At 57.7% G+C, this 20,856-nt stretch carries 17 protein-coding genes; 8 read left to right on the top strand and 9 right to left on the bottom strand.

The annotated features are described in order from the left end of the window. The first annotated feature begins 61 nt into the window (after window positions 1–61). Window positions 62–913 (top strand): helix-turn-helix transcriptional regulator, encoded by an 852-nt coding sequence (locus tag BM373_RS19605; RefSeq protein ID WP_090465351.1) that lies wholly within the window; start codon window positions 62–64, stop codon window positions 911–913. Here BM373_RS19605 and BM373_RS19600 read toward each other — a convergent pair. The 5 genes from BM373_RS19600 to BM373_RS19580 are packed head-to-tail and all read right to left on the bottom strand — an operon-like array spanning window position 900 to window position 5,835. Then, complete coding sequence (locus BM373_RS19600; RefSeq protein ID WP_090465348.1) at window positions 900–1,256, bottom strand: PTS fructose-like transporter subunit IIB; 357 nt, start codon at window positions 1,254–1,256, stop codon at window positions 900–902. The genes BM373_RS19605 and BM373_RS19600 overlap by 14 nt on opposite strands. 1 nt (window position 1,257) lies before the next feature. Further along, the gene (locus BM373_RS19595; protein ID WP_090465346.1) at window positions 1,258–2,112 is read right to left on the bottom strand and encodes a [formate-C-acetyltransferase]-activating enzyme; all 855 of its coding nucleotides are present in this window, start codon (window positions 2,110–2,112) and stop codon (window positions 1,258–1,260) included. Beyond that, window positions 2,078–4,375: a formate C-acetyltransferase gene (locus BM373_RS19590; protein ID WP_090465343.1), complete on the bottom strand. Its 2,298-nt coding sequence runs from the start codon at window positions 4,373–4,375 to the stop codon at window positions 2,078–2,080. The genes BM373_RS19595 and BM373_RS19590 overlap by 35 nt, the downstream gene beginning before the upstream one ends. 48 nt (window positions 4,376–4,423) lie before the next feature. Continuing rightward, complete coding sequence (locus BM373_RS19585) at window positions 4,424–4,744, bottom strand: PTS fructose-like transporter subunit IIB (protein WP_090465340.1); 321 nt, start codon at window positions 4,742–4,744, stop codon at window positions 4,424–4,426. A 14-nt stretch (window positions 4,745–4,758) separates the two neighbouring features. Further along, window positions 4,759–5,835, bottom strand: coding sequence for a PTS fructose transporter subunit EIIC (locus tag BM373_RS19580; RefSeq protein ID WP_090465337.1), 1,077 nt, complete (start codon window positions 5,833–5,835; stop codon window positions 4,759–4,761). 302 nt (window positions 5,836–6,137) lie between these two features. Between BM373_RS19580 and ptsP the strand changes: the two genes are divergently transcribed. The 3 genes from ptsP to BM373_RS19565 are packed head-to-tail and all read left to right on the top strand — an operon-like array spanning window position 6,138 to window position 10,432. After that, window positions 6,138–8,651: a phosphoenolpyruvate--protein phosphotransferase gene (gene ptsP / locus BM373_RS19575; protein ID WP_090465334.1), complete on the top strand. Its 2,514-nt coding sequence runs from the start codon at window positions 6,138–6,140 to the stop codon at window positions 8,649–8,651. A 3-nt stretch (window positions 8,652–8,654) separates the two neighbouring features. Then, window positions 8,655–9,317 (top strand): fructose-6-phosphate aldolase, encoded by a 663-nt coding sequence (gene fsa / locus BM373_RS19570; protein WP_090465332.1) that lies wholly within the window; start codon window positions 8,655–8,657, stop codon window positions 9,315–9,317. Window positions 9,318–9,328: 11 nt separating this feature from the next. Further along, window positions 9,329–10,432, top strand: coding sequence for a bifunctional L-1,2-propanediol dehydrogenase/glycerol dehydrogenase (locus BM373_RS19565; protein ID WP_090465329.1), 1,104 nt, complete (start codon window positions 9,329–9,331; stop codon window positions 10,430–10,432). A gap of 33 nt (window positions 10,433–10,465) precedes the next feature. On the opposite strand, the gene metF is transcribed toward BM373_RS19565, so the two are convergent. The 3 genes from metF to metB form a co-directional block, all read right to left on the bottom strand. Then, window positions 10,466–11,356, bottom strand: coding sequence for a methylenetetrahydrofolate reductase (gene metF, locus BM373_RS19560; protein WP_090465326.1), 891 nt, complete (start codon window positions 11,354–11,356; stop codon window positions 10,466–10,468). A 279-nt stretch (window positions 11,357–11,635) separates the two neighbouring features. Continuing rightward, window positions 11,636–14,068: a bifunctional aspartate kinase/homoserine dehydrogenase II gene (locus BM373_RS19555; RefSeq protein ID WP_090465323.1), complete on the bottom strand. Its 2,433-nt coding sequence runs from the start codon at window positions 14,066–14,068 to the stop codon at window positions 11,636–11,638. Window positions 14,069–14,070: 2 nt separating this feature from the next. Beyond that, window positions 14,071–15,231 (bottom strand): cystathionine gamma-synthase, encoded by a 1,161-nt coding sequence (gene metB / locus BM373_RS19550; protein ID WP_090465320.1) that lies wholly within the window; start codon window positions 15,229–15,231, stop codon window positions 14,071–14,073. Window positions 15,232–15,507: 276 nt separating this feature from the next. Here metB and metJ point away from each other — a divergent pair, with 276 nt between their 5' ends. Next, on the top strand, window positions 15,508–15,825 hold the full coding sequence (gene metJ / locus BM373_RS19545) for a met regulon transcriptional regulator MetJ (protein WP_012133855.1): 318 nt from the start codon (window positions 15,508–15,510) through the stop codon (window positions 15,823–15,825). A gap of 112 nt (window positions 15,826–15,937) precedes the next feature. Here the strand turns inward: metJ and rpmE are convergent, their stop codons facing one another. After that, window positions 15,938–16,150 (bottom strand): 50S ribosomal protein L31, encoded by a 213-nt coding sequence (rpmE, locus tag BM373_RS19540; protein ID WP_090465317.1) that lies wholly within the window; start codon window positions 16,148–16,150, stop codon window positions 15,938–15,940. Between the two features lie 212 nt (window positions 16,151–16,362). Here rpmE and priA point away from each other — a divergent pair, with 212 nt between their 5' ends. From priA to ftsN, 3 genes are all read left to right on the top strand, one after another. Then, window positions 16,363–18,558: a primosomal protein N' gene (gene priA, locus BM373_RS19535; RefSeq protein ID WP_090465314.1), complete on the top strand. Its 2,196-nt coding sequence runs from the start codon at window positions 16,363–16,365 to the stop codon at window positions 18,556–18,558. Window positions 18,559–18,705: 147 nt separating this feature from the next. Further along, window positions 18,706–19,731 carry a DNA-binding transcriptional regulator CytR gene (gene cytR / locus BM373_RS19530; protein ID WP_090465396.1) on the top strand — a complete coding sequence of 342 codons (1,026 nt, stop codon included), beginning with the start codon at window positions 18,706–18,708 and terminating at the stop codon, window positions 19,729–19,731. Window positions 19,732–19,824: 93 nt separating this feature from the next. Then, complete coding sequence (gene ftsN / locus BM373_RS19525) at window positions 19,825–20,784, top strand: cell division protein FtsN (protein ID WP_090465312.1); 960 nt, start codon at window positions 19,825–19,827, stop codon at window positions 20,782–20,784. Window positions 20,785–20,856 lie beyond the last annotated feature (72 nt).

The raw sequence follows: 20,856 nt of genomic DNA, 5'->3' as shown, positions 1-20,856 counted from the left end.
GTAGCGCAACGCTCACCGGGCTGACTATAATTCCAACCCTGAACGACCCAGGGCAAAAACCATGCATCACGACGTCAGCCATCTTCTTGCCAGATTACTCACTGGCCCTTCACCACTTCAGCGCGTCTGGTTTGCCAGCATGACGGGACCGGTGCCCGATCTGGCGTTTCAGGTCGATTTTCCGCGCCTCGAAATCGTGCTTGAAGGCCAGGTGACTGACGCCGCAATCGACGGCGTTCTTAATGAGCGCGACGCCCTGTTTGTTCCCGCTGGCGGCTGGAACGCCCCGCAATGGCAACAGCCCGCCACCACGTTAAGCATTCTTTTCGGCAAGCAGCAACTGGGATTCAGCGTGCAGCGCTGGGACGGAAACAGCCTGCATAATCTGGCGAAAGAGCACGTCGCCCGGCGCGGGCCGCGCATTGGGTCGTTTTTACTGCAAACGCTCGGTGAAATGCAGATGCAGCCGCAGGAGCAACTCACCGCCCGCCTGATCGTGATGAGCCTGCTCAGCCATTGCAGCGATTTATTAGGCAGCCAGATCCAGACCGCATCCCGGAGCCAGGCGCTGTTCGAAGCCGTTCGTCGTTATATCGATGAACACTACGCCTCGCCGCTTACCCGCGAATCGGTCGCCCAGGCGTTTTATATTTCGCCTAATTATCTTTCGCACCTGTTTGCGAAAACCGGGGCGACGGGCTTTAACGAATACCTGAATCACATCCGGCTTGAACACGCCCGGACGCTGCTAAAAGGGTACGATCTGAAAGTCAAAGAAGTGGCCCACGCCTGTGGGTTCGTGGACAGTAACTATTTTTGCCGCCTGTTCCGCAAAAATACCGAGCGCACCCCGTCGGAGTATCGCCGTCAGTATCACAGCCAGTTGACGGAAAAAACCGCTACTGAAGAATAAGATGCGTCTGCTGCGGCGCACACAGCAGCTTACGCACTGCACACATGACCTTTTCCGGATCGCGCAAAAAACCATGAATGCCGGACTGCACAATGCGGGTCTGCGCAAAACGTTCCGCACCTGCCAGTTCGATATCCGTAATCAACAGCACCATATCCGCCCGCCGGATGTCATCGTCGCTCAACAGATTTTCTGTGCCCAGTGCGCCCTGGGTTTCGATTTTGATGTGCCACTTTTCCTGTAAGCAGAGCTTCTCCAGCCGCTCAGCCGCCATATAGGTATGCGCCACGCCACTGACACAGGCGGTGACCGCCACCAGATAACGCCCTTTTGTCGCCGACATTTTATCCTCCCACTGTCACCTGAAAGCCCGCCTGCTCTGCAACGCGCTGAACATCCGCCACTTCTGCCATTGCCGGAGGCGCAACGCCCGCCATGGTCCACTCGCGTTCGAGCAGGCGATATTTAGGCTCGCCATACTGATGAAACGGCAGCAGATGGAGCACCCTGAGACCCAGGCTATGCAGCAGCGCCAGTATCCGCTGAATGTTGTCCTCGTTTAGCGTAAAGCCGGGGATCAGCGGCAGGCGTGGCACCACGGTGATGCCTTCCGCCACCAGCATGTTGAGGTTAGCCAGCACGCGCGGCAGGTTGATGTTCAGCACCTGCCGCGCCCGTTCAGCATCCATGATTTTCAAATCGAACAGGACTTCATCGCACTGCTGCGCCAGCCGCAGTAAGCGCTGCGCGGGCGCGTCGCCTGCGGTTTCGATGGCCGTATGCACGCCAAGCTGTCGCAGCCTGGCGAGAAAACGCGTGGCGAACTCAGCCTGCATCAGCACTTCGCCACCGGAGAGCGTCACGCCACCGCCTGAGGCGCGGAAGAACACATCATCTTTCATGACCTCGCACATCAGTTCATCCAGTGTGATGTCGCGCCCAATCTGCTCAAACGCCCCGGACGGACACTCTTGCACGTCCCGCAGGCACGGCTGGCAGTGCAGGCACTTACTTTCGCGTCGCATGGTTTCAATTTTTACTGATATCGATTCCGGGTTCGCGCACCACGGGCAGGTATGCGGGCAGCCTTTAAAAAACACCACCGTGCGGATGCCCTGCCCGTCGTTTAGCGAATAGCGCTGGATATTGAAGATCCGCGCGACATCAGAGCTGGTGCGCGGTCCGGCGAATGATGTCATCCTGGATCTCCTTCGACAGCTCCACGAAGAACGCGCTGTAACCGGCGACGCGAACCACCAGCCCGGCAAAGTCCTGCGGTCGGGCCTGGGCTTCACGCAGGGTGTCACCGTTCACCACGTTGAACTGAATATGCTGCAATTTAAGCTGCGTAAAGGCGCGCAGGAAATCCGCGAGTTTATGCAGGCCGCCGTCGCCTTCAAGCGTTGTGGGGGTAAACTTCACGTTCAGCAGCGTGCCGTTCGACAGCAGGGTGTTATCCAGTTTGCTGACCGATTTAAGTACCGCCGTCGGGCCGTTAACGTCCTGGCCGAGCATCGGCGACAGGCCGCCATCTGCCAGTTGTTCGCCCGCCAGCCTGCCATCCGGCGTTGCGCCAACCACCGCGCCCAACGGCACATGGGCAGAGACGGTGTACGAACCGGGGGTAAAAACACCGCCGCGCGGATTGGCATACTTCTCCACCTCTTTGCAGTAATAACGCAGCAGATCCGCGCTGATGTCATCCACCTCATCGATATCGTTACCGTACTTTTCGAAGCGGTGGATCAGACGTGCGCGAATTTTCGCGCCCGCAGGCGTGGCGAAGTTAGCCCGCAGTTGTGCCAGCAGGTCAGGGAAACTGAGTCGTTGCTGGTCAAAGACCATGCCTTTTAACGCATGCAGGGAGTCGCTCAGGTTGGCGATACCGATCCCCTGCACGCCGGAGAAGTTATAGCGCGCGCCGCCGTCGGTAATATCTTTACCGTTTTGCAGGCAATCACGGATAAACGATGACAGCAGCGGCACCGGAGCCCAGTCGCGGTGGCCGATATCGCAGATGTTGCTGCCCTCGACCATCAGACGAATGTAATGGCTGATTTTTTCGCGGATTTTATTCAGCAATCCGTCCCAGTTCAGGTCAGGTTGATGTTCGTTTTCATAGAGCGTGATCTCCATGACTTTCAGCAGGTTAAACATGGCGATGTCATGCAGCCCGTAGGTTCTGCCAGGGATCGACAGCTCCACGCAGCCGACCACCGCGTAATCGCGCGCATCTTCCAGCGACACGCCCCGGTTGAGAAAGGCAGGCACCACCACTTCATCATTGAAAATTTGCGGAATGCCGGTGCCAAGGCGGATGGTTTCAGCGGTCTTTAATAAAAACGGGCGGTCGATAAGCGCGTTGACGCGTACGCCCAGGTTGGGCTGCGGCAGTTGCACATCCTGATAGGCATCAAGGCACAGGAATGACAGAGTGTTGACCGCGCTGCGTCCGGTCGGCGTCAGGCCACCGAGCAGGGCGGTGTACCCGGTCGGGAAACCCGCGAAATAGCGCGCGCTGCTGGTTGAACGCAGCAGCACCACGTCATTGCATTTGATCCACAGCGATGCCAGAAGCTCGCGCAAAAAGCCCGGCTCTTCCCCCTGCGAAAGTGAAGCCTGATAAAACGGCAGCATGTACTGATCAAAACGTCCCAGCGACAGCGAACTGGCGTTGGATTCGTATTGCAGAATGATGTTCATGTACCAGAAAAGCTGACAGGCCTGCCAGAACGTCTGCGGGCGATGGGTCGCATTGTGCCGCGCAATGTCGGCCATGCGCTGTAACTCTTCACGCCGCACAACATCATCGCAGCACGCGGCCATTTCATCGGCGAGTACGGCATAGCGCAAAATATGGCGCTGCGAGGCCAGCAGCAGTAAAAGCGCGGCCTCGTAAAAAGCATTCTCCGGCTCGCGCTGGCAGTGCACCTGCATCTGCGTTATCAGTTCACCCAGGCCATTCTCCAGCAGATGCGGATAATCAATAATGATATGCCCCTGCCCTTTATCCGTCTGGTTGATGCTAAAGATTTGCGTCCCGACGGCTTCTTTCACCGCATCGGTCATCTGACCGTTGATGAAATCTTTCATCGAGCGATTCGCCCAGTACGGATAAAGCTGTTCGCGGTAAATGCGTTTGTCATCGTCACTGATGGCAAAGCGATCCTGCGGGCGGGTCGGGAACTGATCCAGTTCGTTTAACAGCCAGTACGGATCCATTTCTGGCGAGACGATACCCGCGCGCGGTTTAACCGTGCGGTTACCGGCAATCAGTTCATCGTCACGGATGGCAATCGCCACGTTATCCAGTACCCAGGCTGTCGCTTTAGCACGGCGAAGACAAACCGGTTCGCCTTCAGTCTGGCGGTAGCTCCCGGTGTAGAGCAGCGCTCTTTCCAGAGAAATTTCGCGTGGCTGGCAAAAGAGTGCCGCTTTCAGGCGCTGGATACGATTTGTCATCAGGGATCTCCTGTCAGTGATTTCCCCGCCCTCTGGCGGGGAGTGCGGTTAAGCATGCGCATTCAGATGGGTATCAATCTTGTTCATAATGGCTTCGGCGCGTTTTACCGCATCGCTGATGTTGACGCGCACGATGGTTTTCCCGGCAAAGCGCTCTTCGAACTTAATGCCGATATCTTTGGTCAGCACCACGATATCGGCGCGGGCGATCTCTTCTGCCGTCAGTTCGTTCTCAAGGCCAATAGAGCCTTGCGTCTCGACTTTCACCTGCCAGCCTTTTGCTTTTGCGGCGCTTTCCAGCGCTTCTGCTGCCATGTAGGTATGCGCCACGCCAGACGGACAGGCCGTTACCGCTACGATATTTGCCATGGAAAATCCCTCGCTTAGTTAATTTCGAAATCCAAATCCAGATCGTCTTCTTTTTCGCTCGCCTGCGGTTTCTTTCGCGCCAGGCTTTTAAGCAGGTTGACGCACAGCGCCGTCACCACCGCCCCGACCGCCACCGCCGCCAGATAACCGCCTTTGCCTTCAACTACCGGCAGCACAATCAAACCGCCCCAACCGGCGTAACACTGTGCGCCCAGGACCGCCGCGGTGACTGCGCCGCAGGCTGAACCCAGCATGATGGAGGGAATAACGCGCAGCGGGTCGGCGGCGGCAAACGGAATCGCCCCTTCGGTGACGCCCACGCAGCCCATCACCATCGCCGCTTTCCCGGCTTCGCGTTCTTCCGCGGAGAAATTTTTACGATTCAGAAGCGTTGCCAGGCCTAATCCCAGCGGCGGGACGCAGATGCCGACGGCGGCAATCGCCACCACGCTGTAGACGCCCTGCGCCACGCAAATCAGCATGAAGGCGTAAGCCACTTTGTTGACCGGGCCGCCCATATCGAAGGCCAGCATCAGCCCCATGATGATCGCCAGAACGATAATGCTGCCCTGCTGCATTCCCTGTAGCCATCCGGTCAGGCTCGCCGTCAGCGCCCCGACCGGTTCGCCCAGGCCCCACATCATGATGCCCGCGGTAATAAAGGTGCCAATAATGGGAATGATGAAGATCGGCATGACCGAGCGCAGGACTTTCGGCACCGGCAGCTTTTTGAGGTAGTGCACCACGATGCCGCCAATCAGCCCGGCGATGATCGCCCCGAAGAACCCCGCGCCAAAGCTGTTGCCCACCCAGGCACCGATCGCACAGGGTGCCAGCGCTGCCCGTTCAGCGATGGAGTAGCCAATGTAGGCGGCGAGAAAGGGCACCATCAACGTCAGCCCGGCGACGCCGATATCAAACAGCTTTTTCAGGTTGGGATCGTGCGCGGTATCCGGCACCGCACCCTTGCCGTAGAGCATGACGGAAACCGCCAGCAGAATGCCGCCCGCCACCACAAACGGGATCATGTGCGATACGCCAGTCATCAAATGCTGACGCGCGTTCTTCAGGATATGCATCAACTCTTTCATAAGCGCTCCAAAGGCATTTGCCCTTTTCCACAAGATTGGTGTGGCAACAATAGGCAATCGCAGGAGGCGCAGACAGTGGACAAAAAGTCCATTTACTGGATTTTTGTAATATCAGTCAGAAAATGCGATCCGCCTCATAACTTCATTTTGCGAGCTTTCTCGCAAAGAAATGTAACCTGTGAGTAATATCCCACTTCTGGACTTACATTACATTTATCCAGTTTTTGGCAGATTTGTCAGATAGCGGTTTTACGGCCGGGGCTTTTATGCTGAGTCCTCAACGCGGATTCAGGAGAAGAGCGATGTCTTTGGTTGTGGAATTTGTCTGCGAACTGCCAAACGGTGTCCATGCGCGCCCGGCGAGTCATGTCGAAACGCTGTGCAATACGTTCACGTCAGACATTGAGTGGCTTAATTTGCGCACGGGCAGCAAGGGGAACGCCAAAAGCGCCCTGGCATTAATCGGCACGGACACCCTGATGGGTGACGCCTGCCAGTTACTGATCAGCGGGCACGATGAGCACATAGCCCACCAGCGATTAAGCCAGTGGCTACAGAACGAGTTTCCTCATTGCGACGCGCCGTTGCCCGCCGCCGTAACCGCAGAGTGCGATCCCCTTCCCCTTTCGCTGGCCCATCTCAACCCCACCTTTTTCCGCGCGCAGCCTGTTTGCGGCGGCAGTGCTTGCGGGATACTGCTGCGCCTGCGCGGGCTGGATTTACAACAGCTTGATGACCTGCCCGCCGCGCGCAGTGTGGAAGAGGAGCAGGCCACGCTTGATGCAGGCCTGGCGCGGCTTGGCAAAAGTATTGCGCTGCGTTTACTGGAAAGCGACAGCACGATGCGCGCCATTCTGGAAGCCCATCGCTCGCTCGCCAGCGATACCACGCTGCGCCAGCATTTACTGCATGGCGTCAGCGAAGGCCTGAGTTGCGCCCAGGCCATCGTGCAAAGCGCCGCCCACTTTTGCGAACAGTTCTCCCGCTCGGCGAGCGACTATTTACAGGAACGCGCGCTGGACGTGCGGGATGTCTGCTTCCAGCTTTTACAGCACATTTATGGCGAGCAACGTTTCCCCACGCCCGGCGAACTGACTCAGCCAACCATTTGCCTCAGTGAAGAACTCACGCCCAGCCAGTTTCTGGAACTGGACAAAACGCAGTTAAAAGGCCTGCTGCTGGCAAGCGGTGGAACGACCTCGCACACGGTGATCCTGGCCCGCTCGTTTGGCATTCCGACGCTGGTGGGCGTGGATATTCAGGCGCTTGACGCCTGGCTCAATCAGCCCGCCTGCATTGATGGCAATACGGGCGTGCTGGTCGTCACCCCGGATGACGCCGTGCGGCGTTATTACCAGCAGGAAGCCTGGGTTGCAGAGCAGTTACACCAGCAACAGCGCCAGTGGTTCACGCAGGAAGCGCGCACCGCCGACGATGTACGCATGGAAGTTGCCGCCAACATTGCACACGCCGTGGAAGCCGACGCCGCATTCGGCAATGGTGCAGAAGGTATCGGGCTGTTTCGCACTGAAATGCTCTATATGGATCGCGCCAGCGCGCCCGCTGAAGACGAGCTGTATAACATTTTTTGTGACGCGCTACAGGCGGCCAGCGGGCGCAGCATTATTGTGCGCACCATGGACATCGGCGGCGATAAGCCCGTGGATTATCTCGCTATTCCGGCAGAAAACAATCCGTTTCTCGGCTATCGCGCGGTGCGCATTTACGCCGAGTACGCGGCGCTGTTTACTACCCAGTTACGGGCGATCCTGCGCGCTTCCGCCCATGGCAAACTGAAAATCATGATCCCGATGATCTCCTCGCTGGAAGAGATCCTGTGGGTGAAAGAAAAACTCGCCGCCGCAAAACAGGCGCTGCGCGAAGAGCAGATCGCCTTTGATGAAAAAATCCCGCTGGGCATCATGCTGGAGGTGCCGTCGGTGATGTTTATCATCGACCAGTGCTGCGAAGAGATTGATTTCTTTAGCATCGGCAGTAATGACCTGACGCAATACCTGCTGGCGGTCGATCGCGATAACGCCAAAGTCACCCGCCATTACAACAGCCTGAATCCGGCGTTTTTACGCGCGCTCGATTTCGCTGTGCAGGCGGTGCACCGACAGGGCAAATGGATCGGCCTGTGCGGTGAACTGGGGGCAAAAGGCTCGGTGCTGCCGCTGCTGGTCGGGCTGGGGCTGGACGAAATTAGCATGAGCGCGCCGTCCATTCCGGCGACCAAAGCACGGCTGGCGCAACTGGACAGCCGCGATTGCCGTCGTTTGCTCAACGAGGCGATGCGTTGCCGCACGTCTCTTGAAGTCGAACACCTGCTGGCGCAATTCCGTATGGCGCAGCAGGACGCGCCGCTTATCACCGGCGACTGCATTTCCCTTGATAACGACTGGCGCAGTAAAGAAGAGGTCATGAAAGGCATGACCGATAATCTGCTGCTGGCCGGGCGCTGCCGTTATCCGCGCAAGCTGGAGGCCGATCTCTGGGCGCGCGAAGAGGTGTTCTCCACCGGGCTGGGCTTTAGCTTCGCCATTCCGCACAGCAAATCTGAGCATATTGAGCAATCCACCATCAGCGTGGCGCGACTGCCTGCGCCGGTACGCTGGGGTGACGACGAGGCGCAGTTCATCATCATGCTGACGCTCAATAAACACGCCGCAGGCGATCAGCATATGCGGATTTTTTCGCGGCTGGCGCGGCGCATCATGCACGACGAATTCCGTAGCGCACTGGTTAACGCGGCTTCCACGGAAGCCGTGGCTGAACTGTTGCGGCACGAACTTGAACTTAATCAACCGGGGTAACGCATGGAACTCTATCTGGATACTGCCAATGTGGCAGAAGTTGAACGCCTGGCGCGGATTTTTCCGCTCGCTGGTGTGACCACAAACCCGAGCATCGTGGCGGCGGGTAACGTCTCCATCTGGGAGGTTCTGCCGCGTCTGCAAAAAGCTATCGGCCCTGACGGGACGCTGTTTGCACAGGTAATGAGCCGCAGCGCGGACGGCATGGTGGAAGAAGCGAAGCGCCTGAATCAGGCGGTGCCGGGGATCGTGGTGAAAGTCCCGGTGACGGCGGAAGGTCTGGCTGCCATCAAACGGTTAAAAACAGAAGGTATCGTGACGCTGGGCACCGCTGTTTACAGCGCCGCGCAGGGCCTGCTCGCCGCGCTCGCCGGGGCGAAATATGTCGCGCCGTATGTGAATCGAGTGGATGTCCAGGGCGGCGATGGCATTCGTATGGTGCAGGAACTACAGTCCTTACTGGAGCTTCACGCGCCCGAGAGTATGGTGCTGGCAGCCAGTTTCAAAACTCCGCGCCAGGCGCTGGATTGCCTGCTGGCAGGCTGTGAAGCGATCACGCTGCCTTTAGATGTAGCGCAACAAATGCTCGGTACGCCCGCAGTAGAGTCGGCAATAGAGAAGTTTGAACAAGACTGGAAAACCGCGTTTGGTCACTTAACCCTTTGAAGGAGACGTATATGGATCACATTATTCAATCGCCGGGTAAGTACATTCAGGGTGCCGATGTTCTGAGCCGCCTTGGGGACTATCTCAAACCTCTTGCTGAAAACTGGCTGGTGGTGGGCGATAAATTTGTCCTCGGTTTTGCGCAGGAAACGTTACAAAACAGCCTGCGTGACGCCGGGCTGACCGCTCAAATCGAGCCTTTTGGCGGCGAATGTTCACAAAATGAGATCGACCGCCTGCGTGCACTGGCCGAAAAAGCAGATTGCGGTGCCGTGCTGGGCATCGGCGGCGGTAAAACGCTCGATACCGCTAAAGCGCTGGCGCATTTTATGCACCTGCCGGTGGCGATCGCGCCGACTATCGCGTCCACGGATGCGCCGTGCAGCGCGCTGTCGGTGATCTATACCGACGCGGGCGAATTCGACCGTTACCTGATGCTGCCGAAAAACCCGGACATGGTGATTGTGGATACCAGCGTGGTGGCGCGCGCACCAGCACGTCTGCTGGCTGCCGGGATTGGCGATGCGCTGGCGACCTGGTTTGAAGCCCGCGCCTGCGCACGCAGCGGGGCGACGACGATGGCCGGCGGCCAGTGTACTCAGGCTGCGCTGGCACTGGCGGAACTCTGCTACAACACCCTTTTAGATCAGGGCGAAAAAGCGATGCTGGCCGCAGAACAGCACGTGGTCACGGCGGCGCTTGAGCGCGTGGTGGAAGCGAATACCTATCTGAGTGGCGTCGGCTTTGAAAGCGGCGGCCTGGCGGCGGCGCATGCCATTCACAATGGCCTGACCGCGATCCCGGATGCGCACCACTTCTATCACGGCGAGAAAGTGGCGTTTGGTACGCTGACGCAACTGGTGCTGGAAAACGCGTCGCTGGACGAAGTTGAAACGGTCGCCGCACTCTGTCACAGCGTCGGACTGCCGTTAACGCTCGCGCAACTGGATATTAAAACCGATATCCCGGCCAAAATGCGTCTCGTGGCGCAGGCCGCCTGTGCGGAAGGGGAAACCATTCACAATATGCCGGGCGGGGCGACGGTCGATCAGGTGTACGCTGCGCTGATGGTCGCGGACCAGTACGGCCAGCGTTTCCTGCAAGAGTGGGAATAAGCGGTTGCCGGGCAGCAATGCCCGGCTTTTTAATTACAGCGCCGGGCGCACGCCCAGCGTGTGGCAAATGGCGTAGCTCATTTCGGCGCGGTTCAGCGTGTAGAAGTGGAAGTCTTTCACCCCTTCGCGGCTTAAAATCTTCACCATATCCATGGCGATACTCGCGCCCACCAGCTTGCGGGTTTCGGCGTCGTCGTCCAGACCGTTAAACATCTGCGACATCCAGGCCGGAATGCGCACATTGGTCATGTCGGCAAATTTTTTCGCCTGTTTGAAATTGGACACCGGCAGAATGCCAGGGATGATTTCCACGTCGATACCGGTCGCCGCACAGCGATCGCGAAAACGCAGGTAGCTTTCAACGTCAAAGAAGAACTGGGTGATGGCACGGTTCGCGCCCGCGTCGATTTTGCGTTTCAGATTGAGCAGATCCGCCTGCGCGCTTTTCGCTTCCGGGTGCACTTCCGGGTAGGCCGCAACGGAGATATCAAAATCAGCAACGTCTTTGAGCAGCGCAACGAGATCGGCAGCGTACATATCCGGCTTACCGCTGCCCGGCGGCAGATCGCCACGCAGCGCCACGATATGACGAATGCCGTTGTTCCAGTAATCCTGCGCAATGGTGCGCAGTTCATCGCGGGTGGCGTCGATGCAGGTCAGGTGCGGCACTGCTTCAAGACCCGTTTTATCTTTAATGCCTTTGATAATGCTGTGCGTGCGGTCGCGCTCACCGGAGTTTGCGCCATAGGTCACAGACACAAATTTAGGCTTCAGGCTGCTTAGGCGATCGATGGAATGCCATAAAGTCTGTTCCATTTCACTGGTACGCGGCGGGAAAAACTCAAAAGATACATTAATCTGCCCCTGCACTTCTGCCAGGCTCTGATTCAGGGCTTCCCGCTGGTTGGCGTGAAAAAAGCTCATACCTTACCTCATCAATCGCATGTCGTTGTCTGTTGTGTGCGAACTTCTATACGTTTAGACGTCCAGATGTAAAAATGACGGAAAAGCCGCAGGGCGTCAACTGAATTATCACTAATGTGTGTGAGGAATGTTCAGGGAAGATGAAAAATATTCAGGATGGGAGATGGGATCACCCTCACCCTAATCCTCTCCCTGAGGGAGAGGGGATGGATCGAGCACGTACTGGGTTTGCTCCCTCTCCTTTGGGGAGAGGGCCGGGGTGAGGGGTAAAAATGCCGACTACAGCAACTGCGCCAGACGGTTAATATCCGACTGGATCGCCCCTGCCGTCACGTCGCGGCCGGCTCCTGGCCCGCGGATCACCAGTGGGTTATCGCGGTACCAGCGGCTTTCAATGGCGAACACGTTATCGCATGGCAGCAAGGCCGCCAGCGGGTGCTCCGGGCGTACCGCTTCCACACCGACGCGGGCCTTGCCGTTGGCATCGAAGCGCGCCACATAGCGCAGCACCAGACCCATTTCCCGCGCCGCTTCGAGGCGCTGAACCATCTGCTCGTTAAGCTCGTCGCCGTTTTCAAAGAAGTGATCCACCGACCCTTCTTCACAGCCGTTTGGCACCAGCGATTCCACGCGTACCTGATCCGGTTCGATGTCATAGCCCGCTTCACGCGCGAGGATCACCAGCTTGCGCATCACGTCTTTGCCCGATAAATCCACGCGTGGATCGGGTTCGGTCAGCCCCTGCTGCCACGCCTGGTCCACCAGGTCAGTGAACGGCACGGTGCCGTCGAATTGCAGGAACAGCCAGGAGAGCGTGCCGGAGAAAATCCCGCTGATCGCCAGAATGGAGTCGCCGCTGTCGATCAGGTCGCGCACGGTGTGGTTGACCGGCAAGCCCGCGCCTACCGTGGCGTTGTACAGCCAGTGACGGCCCGTTTTTTCGAAGGCGTCGTGGATCTGACGGTACTTGTGGCTGTTGCTCGCCCCGGCCAGTTTATTGGCGCTGATGACGTGAAAACCGTGGCTGGCGAAATCGAGATACTGGTCGGCAAGCTGCGCGCTGGCGGTCACGTCCAGCACCACCAGATCGTCATATGGATGAGCACGCATCCACAGGAACAGCGACTCTTCGTCCTGTTCAACCGCTTCATCATTGAAGAATGCCAGCGCCCGGCTGGCGTCGAGGCCATCGTAACTCAGCAGGCTGCGGCGGCTGTCCACCACGCCTGCCAGCACAAATTCAAATCCGGTACGCGCCGAGAGCGCCGCCTGCTCCCGGGCGAACAGTTCCAGCCAGCGCGAACCGATATTACCTTTGCCGAACAGTACCAGGCCGATGCGTTTTTCAGCGCGGAACAGCGACTGGTGCAGGCCCTGGATCAGGCTTTCCGTCGGGCCAACGCGCAGCACGGCCACCAGGCTGATGCTGTCGTCGGATTGCCAGATGAACTCCACCGGCTGACCTTTAAGCTGCTGCCAGAAGCGGTGGCTGTGCAGCGGGTTGCGGCAGACGCCCGCGCCCACCAGCGCCACCAGCGCCAGGCCCTGACGTAAACGCAGCTCGCCCGGCAGCCCGGCTTCGTCGAGCAGTTTTAATGCGCTGTCGACCACTTCGGAGGTGTAGCAAAGTTGCAGCAGGTTACGATCGTTGTGAACGCCAATCGCCAGCGGACGTAGTTGCGCGCGCTTTAAGATCAGGTCGATATCTTTTTGTGCCAGCTTAAAGTCCTGGCTTGCCGGTACCTGGAACTCGATCAGGCAGACGTCATCATGGCTGGTGACGATACGCGCGCCCGTGCCGGAGGCCAGCACCCGCTCAATGCGCGTGGAACCCTGCTCCGGGTTGTAGCTACAACGCAGTTGCAGATCGATGTCGCTGCCGGAAACCGGCTGCAAGGTACGGGCGTGAAGGACCGGAGCCGCCAGACGTGCCAGTTCGCTGGCTTCATCCAGGCGCAGCAATGGCAGCAGGCAGGCGTCTTTGACTTTGCGCGGATCGGCGCTGTATACCCCGGCCACGTCGCTCCAGATGGTGACGCGCGACACGCCGCCCAGCGCACCAATTTGCGTGGCGGAGTAGTCGGAACCGTTACGGCCCAGCAGGACGGTTTCACCCGCATCGTTGCGGCTGATAAAGCCGGTGACCACGATGCGTTTGTTCGGATGCTGCACCAGCAGTTGCTGCAACAGCGGATAGGATAAGCCTTCGTTGACCTGCGGCTGCGCGGCGCGCTCGGCGCGTAAAAACTCACGCGCATCAAGCCACGCAGACTCCATGCCCTGCAAATTGAGCACCGCTGACATCAGGCGCGCCGACCAGATTTCACCGTGGCCCACCACTTCCGCGTAAACCGCGTCGGTGATCCCGCTGTCGAGCAGCGCGGCAAGGCGTTCGAGATCGTGGATAAACGCGCGGGTCAGAGTATCCGCAAGCTCAGCAGGCAGCAGACCGCTGATAAGCTCACTCTGATAGCGTCGCAGCGCCTGTTGAACCTGATGCGCAGAGAGTCTGTCGGTCTGGCTTAACTTCAGCCAGCTAATCAACTGGTTAGTGGTGCTGCCTGCTGCCGAAACGACCATCATGTCGCCGGGCTGCGAATATTCCGCCATGATCCCCGCGACACGCAGGTAACACTTCGCATCAGCCAGACTACTTCCACCAAACTTGTGCAGTTGACGACCCTTCGCCCCTGCCTGCGCAATCACACTCATGTTTACCCCTTGTTTGCAGCCCGGAAGCCATTTTCCAGGTCGGCAATTAAATCTTCACCATCTTCGATGCCGGTAGAGATGCGTAGCAGCGTCTCGGAAATACCAGCGGCAGCACGCGCTTCCGGTGCCATGCCTGCGTGCGTCATGGTGGCGGCGTGGGAGATTAAACTTTCAACCCCACCTAAAGATTCCGCCAGCGTGAATAATGACAGCCCGCTTAAGAAGCGACGTAATGTTTGCTCATCGCCATCCAGTTCAAAACTGAGCATTGCGCCAAAGCCTTTTTGCTGGCGCGCCGCAATTTCATGCCCCTGATTTTCCGGCAGCGACGGGTGATACAGTTTTTTCACCAGCGGCTGGGTTTTCAGGAAATCGACAATCGCCTGCGCGTTACGCTGCGCCACTTCCATGCGCGGCGACAGCGTACGCAGACCGCGCAGCAGCAGGTAGCTGTCAAAGGCGCTGCCGGTGACGCCGATATTATTCGCCCACCATGCCAGTTCGGTGACAAGCTCAGGATCTTTTGCAATGACCACGCCCGCCACAACGTCGGAATGACCGTTTAAATATTTAGTGCATGAATGCAACACCAGGTCCGCACCCAGTGCCAGCGGGTTCTGCAACGCCGGACTGAGGAACGTATTATCCACTACGCTTATCGCTCCCGCATCCCTGGTGAGCTGACAAATTTTCGCAATATCGACGACGCGCAACAATGGATTACTTGGACTTTCGATTAAGACCAGTTTTGGTTTTTCGGCCAGCGCCGATTTTAGTGCCTGCTCATCATTCTGATCGACAAATAAAACGCGATAACAGCCGCGTTTTGCCAGGCTATCAAACAGACGGTAACTGCCGCCGTAGCAGTCGTGCGGCGCGACCAGCAGATCGCCAGGCTTCAGGAATACCGTGGTCACCAGGTGAATCGCCGACATGCCGGTGTTGGTCAGTACCGCACCGGCTCCGCCTTCCAGTTCGGCCAGCGCGCGCTGGGTGACGTCACGCGTCGGGTTACCGCGACGGGAATAGTCGTGGGCGCGTGGCTCGTTAAATCCGGTGAAGTTATAGGTGCTGGAAAGGTGAATCGGCGGGACAACGCAACCGTACTGCTCGTCATCATTCAATCCGCTACGCACTGCGATGGTGGCCTGTTTACGCGTCATGTGAAGGCTTCCTGGCTTAATGGATGAAAAGTCAGGCAACAGAATAGCACTGTGATAATAGACGTCAATACATCTGGACATCTAAACTTCTTTGCGTATAGATTGAGCAAATGCAGAATAGCCGTTAAAATTATATGCTTTAGCGCACGCTCGCCGAGTCGATACTCCGTGTCACAGTGTCGTCTCTACGGTAAACTACGCGCGATTATGGCCCGGCCCCTGCATTCGATCAGGCCCCGGCCTTTTATTAATGACGAAGAGGATTAAAGGTATCTCATGGCTGAATGGAGCGGCGAATATATCAGCCCATACGCTGAGCACGGTAAGAAGAGTGAACAAGTAAAAAAAATTACGGTTTCCATTCCTCTGAAGGTGTTAAAAATCCTCACCGATGAACGTACCCGTCGTCAGGTGAACAACCTGCGTCACGCCACCAACAGTGAACTGCTGTGCGAAGCGTTCCTGCATGCGTTTACCGGTCAACCTTTGCCGAACGATGAAGACCTGCGCAAAGAGCGCAGCGATGAAATCCCGGAAGAGGCCAAAATTATCATGCGTGAACTGGGCATCGACCCGGATACGTGGGAATACTAAACAAATAAAAAAGGGCAGAAGCGATCTTCTGCCCTTTTTTCTGCCAGTCGGTTTATGCCTGCAACAGGCACAAAAAAACCCGCCGTAGCGGGTTTTTTCTGACAGCGGATACTTATTTGCTGCCCGGGATGCTGAAGCGCTTGTTGAAGCGGTCAACACGGCCACCGGTCGCAACGTCACGCTGCTTGCCAGTGTAGAACGGGTGGCATTTGCCGCACACGTCCAGGTTCAGATCGTGACCCACGGTAGAACGGGTTTTGATCACATTACCGCAAGAGCAGTTTGCAGTAATTTCTACGTAATTCGGGTGAATACCTTTTTTCATGGGAGAAACCTCAGTTTAAGGCCGCGTCGCTCTTCCAGCCCTAACGCCAGACACCACGCGATGTTTAAAGTATATTGTGTGCTCTTTGACGCGACAAAACACATCAAAGGCGGCGAATCATACAGAAATTAACCAGCACATGCAAACTGATCCGCTCGCCTTCTCTAACAATGTGTATACTAACCCGCCAGTTTTCAAGTCAGGATGATTCGATGCCCGTCGCTCACGTAGCCCTGCCCGTTCCGCTTCCCCGCACGTTTGACTACCGGTTGCCTGAAGGCATCGCGGTGCAGGCGGGCTGTCGCGTGCGCGTGCCGTTTGGTAAACAGGAGCGGGTCGGCATCGTGGTCTCCGTCAGCGATAAAAGCGAACTGCCGCTGGAAGAACTGAAAGATGTGATAGAGGCGCTGGACAGCGAATCTGTGTATTCCCCTTCCGTCTGGCGCTTGCTGCTGTGGGCAGCGGAGTATTATCACCACCCTATTGGCGATGTACTGTTTCACGCGCTGCCCGTATTGCTGCGCCAGGGTAAACCCGCTACGACCGCTCCGCTGTGGTTCTGGTTTGCCACCGAGCAGGGTCTGGCGGTGGACATCAACAGTCTGAAGCGCTCGCCAAAGCAGCAGCAGGCGCTCGCCGCCCTGCGTGGCGGGAAAATCTGGCGGCATCAGGTCGCCGAACTCGATTTTAACGATGCGGCACTCCAGGCGCTGCGCACGAAAGGCCTGTGCGATCTCAACAGCGAAGCGCCCGCGCTGACCGACTGGCGTGAAAACTATGCCGTGCCCGGTGAGCGTCTGCGCCTTAATACCGAACAGGCCACGGCGGTCGGTGCGATCCACAGTGAGTCGGATTCTTTTTCGGCGTGGCTGCTGGCGGGCGTTACCGGCTCCGGTAAAACCGAAGTCTATTTAAGCGTGCTGGAAAACATTCTCGCCCAGGGCAAACAGGCGCTGGTGATGGTGCCGGAAATTGGCCTGACGCCGCAGACCATCTCCCGCTTCCGGGCGCGTTTTAATGCGCCGGTTGAAGTGCTTCATTCCGGCCTGAACGACAGCGAGCGGTTAAGCGCCTGGCTGAAAGCCAAAAATGGCGAAGCGGCCATCGTGATCGGCACGCGTTCTTCCTTATTTACCCCGTTTAAAAACCTCGGCGTGATTGTGATCGACGAGGAGCACGACAGCTCTTATAAACAGCAGGAAGGCTGGCGCTATCACGCCCGCGATTTAGCGGTGTACCGGGCGCACAGCGAGCAAATCCCGATTATTCTCGGCTCGGCAACGCCTGCGCTGGAAACCCTGCACAACGTGCGCCAGCGTAAGTACCGTATGCTGCGCCTGACGCGCCGTGCGGGTAATGCGCGCCCGGCCACGCAGCATGTGCTCGATTTAAAAGGCCAGCCGATCCAGGCGGGGCTTGCGCCTGCGCTGATTGGCCGGATGCGCCAGCATCTGCAGGCCGATAATCAGGTAATTTTGTTTCTTAACCGCCGGGGTTTTGCGCCTGCGCTGTTGTGCCACGACTGCGGCTGGATTGCCGAGTGCCCGCGCTGCGATCATTACTACACGCTGCATCAGGCCCAGCATCAGTTGCGCTGTCATCACTGCGACAGCCAGCGTCCGGTGCCGCGCCAGTGCCCGTCCTGCGGCTCCACCCACATGGTGCCGGTGGGACTCGGCACCGAGCAGCTCGAACAGGCGCTTGCGCCTTTCTTCCCGGACGTGCCCATTTCGCGCATCGATCGCGATACCACCAGTCGCAAAGGCGCGCTGGAACAGCATCTTGCGGAAGTGCATCGCGGCGGTGCGCGGATCCTGATCGGCACGCAGATGCTGGCGAAAGGCCACCATTTCCCCGACGTGACGCTGGTGGCGCTGCTGGACGTGGACGGCGCGCTGTTCTCCGCCGATTTTCGTGCCGCAGAGCGTTTCGCTCAGCTTTATACCCAGGTGTCCGGGCGTGCCGGGCGCGCGGGTAAACAGGGTGAAGTGGTGCTGCAAACCCACCATCCTGAGCATCCTTTATTACAGACACTGCTGCACAAGGGCTATGACGCCTTTGCGGAACAGGCGCTGGCGGAGCGGCAGACGCTGCAACTGCCGCCCTGGACCAGCCATGTGATCATTCGCGCTGAAGATCACAACAACCAGCAGGCTCCGCTGTTTTTGCAACAGCTACGCAATCTGCTCCAGGCCAGCCCGCTGATAGATAACAACACCTGGCTGTTGGGACCTGTACCTGCGCTGGCACCGAAACGCGGCGGGCGCTATCGCTGGCAGCTTTTACTCCAGCACCCTTCCCGCGTGCGCCTGCAACATCTCATCAGCAGCGCGCTGGTGCTGATCAACACCCTGCCGGAAGCGCGCAAGGTAAAGTGGGTGCTGGATGTCGATCCCATTGAAGGCTGAGTTGCGAGGCGGATCGTAAAATTTAATATCCGTCACACTTTTTATGAAAATACTGTAACCGCCCAGGTAACTATCTGATAAAAATGTGTCTGATGCCAGACACAGAGGATGTGGCTGCGCCTGCATCGGGTATGCGAGGAGAAAGAGGTGAAGGTTAAGAAAGAGGTTGCTGCCGCGACCATGAAAGACGTTGCCGAGAGAGCGAATGTGTCCACGGCGACGGTGTCCCGCGCATTGATGAACCCGGATAAAGTCTCCCAGGCGACCCGCAATCGGGTGGAACAGGCGGCTATCGACGTGGGTTATTACCCGCAGGCCATGGGGCGTAACGTCAAGCGCAACGAATCGCGAACCATCCTGGTGATTGTGCCGGATATTTGCGATCCGTTTTTCAGCGAAATTATTCGCGGGATTGAAGTAACCGCCGCCGCGCAGGGTTATCTGGTGCTGATCGGCGATTGCGCGCATCAGAATCAGCAGGAAAAAACCTTCATTGATTTGATCATCACCAAGCAGATTGACGGCATGTTGCTGCTTGGCTCACGCCTGCCGTTTGACGCCAGCATTGAAGAGCAACGCAATCTCCCGCCGATGGTGATGGCCAACGAATTTGCGCCGGAGCTGGAACTGCCCACCGTCCACATTGATAACCTGACCGCGGCCTTTAATGCGGTTAACTATCTGCAGGAGCAGGGTCATCAGCTTATCGGCTGCATCGCCGGGCCGGAAGAGATGCCGCTATGCCACTATCGCTTGCAGGGCTACGTGCAGGCATTGCGCCGTTCGGGTATTACCGTTGATCCGCACTATATTGCGCGCGGCAACTTTACCTATGAAGCGGGCAGCGTGGCGCTGGAGCAGTTACTGGATCTGCCAAAACCCCCTACCGCCGTCTTCTGTCACAGCGACGTGATGGCGCTCGGCGCATTATCCTGCGCTAAACGGCGCGGCCTGAAAGTCCCGGACGATCTCTCTATTATTGGTTTCGATAACATTTCGCTCGCCCAGTTTTGCGATCCGCCGCTGACCACTGTGGCGCAACCTCGCTATGAGATTGGTCGTGAGGCCATGCTTCTGTTGCTCGATCAACTTCACGGGCAAAACGTCAGCAGCGGCTCACGGTTGCTGGACTGCGAGTTAATCATCCGCGGCTCGACACAGGCCATTACTTAAAGTAAACGGCTTTCGGACAGCCGCTTCTGGTCAAAGCCCCGTCGCTTAAGTAACATGGCGGATTAACAAACGAATGAATACAGCGAAACGATAGTGGCACAACGAGATTATGTACGCCGCAGCCAGTCGGCTCCTTCGCGGCGAAAAAAGAGCACATCACGAAAAAAGCAACGTAGCCCGTCTGTTGTCTCGCCAGCGATGGTCGCTATTGCGGCCGCGGTACTGGTCGCGTTCATTGGTGGCCTGTACTTTATTACGCATCACAAGAAAGAAGAATCTGCGACCCTCCAGAGTCAAAAAGTCGCAGGCAATGGCCTGCCGCCGAAGCCGGAAGAGCGCTGGCGCTATATTAAAGAGCTGGAAAGCCGCCAGCCTGGAGTGCGTGCGCCGACTGAACCGTCTGCCGGTGGCGAGGTGCAGAACCCGGATCAACTGACCAACGAACAGCGCCAGTTGCTGGAGCAAATGCAGGCGGATATGCGCCAGCAGCCGACCCAGCTCAGCGAAGTGCCGTGGAATGAACAAACTCCGCAGCAGCGTCAGCAGACTCTGCAACGCCAGCGGCAGGTTCAGCAGTTGCAGCAGCAACAACAGCAGCAGACGTATGTTGAGCAGCCAAAAGCGCAGCCACGTGTAACGGAGCAGCCGCGCACGGTGCAAACCACGCCGCCGCCACGTCAGACGCAGCCGAAGCAAACGACGCAGCCTTATCAGGATTTGCTGCAAACGCCTGCGCACACGACAGCCACTGCGCCTAAATCGCAACAGGCCGCACCGGTGACGCGCGAGCCTGAAGCACCGAAGCAAACGGCAGAGAAAAAGGATGAACGTCGCTGGCTGGTCCAGTGCGGTTCGTTTAAAGGCACCGACCAGGCAGAAACCGTGCGCGCACAACTGGCGTTCGAAGGATTTGACTCGCGCATTACCACCAATAATGGCTGGAATCGCGTGGTGATTGGCCCGGTCAAAGGCAAAGACAATGCCGATGGCACCCTTAACCGCCTGAAGATGGCGGGTCACTCAAACTGTATTCGTCTCGCCTCCGGGGGTTGAAACCCCCAAATTCTCCCCCATCTATAATTGCATTCAGCCCCGTACACTGTGCGGGGCTTCTAATCCGTTTAT

This window comes from Enterobacter sp. kpr-6, assembly GCF_900116015.1.
In the GTDB taxonomy this organism is placed as follows: domain Bacteria; phylum Pseudomonadota; class Gammaproteobacteria; order Enterobacterales; family Enterobacteriaceae; genus Enterobacter_D.
Note: the sequence above shows the minus strand (reverse complement) of the source record. Positions and strands in the feature narration are given on the sequence as shown.

Bases quoted from the DNA above. Each gene is read 5' to 3' on its own strand.
- BM373_RS19605 (WP_090465351.1), top strand. From the start codon at position 62: ATGCATCACGACGTCAGCCATCTTCTTGCCAGATTACTCACTGGCCCT.
- BM373_RS19600 (WP_090465348.1), bottom strand. From the start codon at position 1,256: ATGTCGGCGACAAAAGGGCGTTATCTGGTGGCGGTCACCGCCTGTGTC.
- BM373_RS19595 (WP_090465346.1), bottom strand. From the start codon at position 2,112: ATGACATCATTCGCCGGACCGCGCACCAGCTCTGATGTCGCGCGGATC.
- BM373_RS19590 (WP_090465343.1), bottom strand. From the start codon at position 4,375: ATGACAAATCGTATCCAGCGCCTGAAAGCGGCACTCTTTTGCCAGCCA.
- BM373_RS19585 (WP_090465340.1), bottom strand. From the start codon at position 4,744: ATGGCAAATATCGTAGCGGTAACGGCCTGTCCGTCTGGCGTGGCGCAT.
- BM373_RS19580 (WP_090465337.1), bottom strand. From the start codon at position 5,835: ATGAAAGAGTTGATGCATATCCTGAAGAACGCGCGTCAGCATTTGATG.
- ptsP (WP_090465334.1), top strand. From the start codon at position 6,138: ATGTCTTTGGTTGTGGAATTTGTCTGCGAACTGCCAAACGGTGTCCAT.
- fsa (WP_090465332.1), top strand. From the start codon at position 8,655: ATGGAACTCTATCTGGATACTGCCAATGTGGCAGAAGTTGAACGCCTG.
- BM373_RS19565 (WP_090465329.1), top strand. From the start codon at position 9,329: ATGGATCACATTATTCAATCGCCGGGTAAGTACATTCAGGGTGCCGAT.
- metF (WP_090465326.1), bottom strand. From the start codon at position 11,356: ATGAGCTTTTTTCACGCCAACCAGCGGGAAGCCCTGAATCAGAGCCTG.
- BM373_RS19555 (WP_090465323.1), bottom strand. From the start codon at position 14,068: ATGAGTGTGATTGCGCAGGCAGGGGCGAAGGGTCGTCAACTGCACAAG.
- metB (WP_090465320.1), bottom strand. From the start codon at position 15,231: ATGACGCGTAAACAGGCCACCATCGCAGTGCGTAGCGGATTGAATGAT.
- metJ (WP_012133855.1), top strand. From the start codon at position 15,508: ATGGCTGAATGGAGCGGCGAATATATCAGCCCATACGCTGAGCACGGT.
- rpmE (WP_090465317.1), bottom strand. From the start codon at position 16,150: ATGAAAAAAGGTATTCACCCGAATTACGTAGAAATTACTGCAAACTGC.
- priA (WP_090465314.1), top strand. From the start codon at position 16,363: ATGCCCGTCGCTCACGTAGCCCTGCCCGTTCCGCTTCCCCGCACGTTT.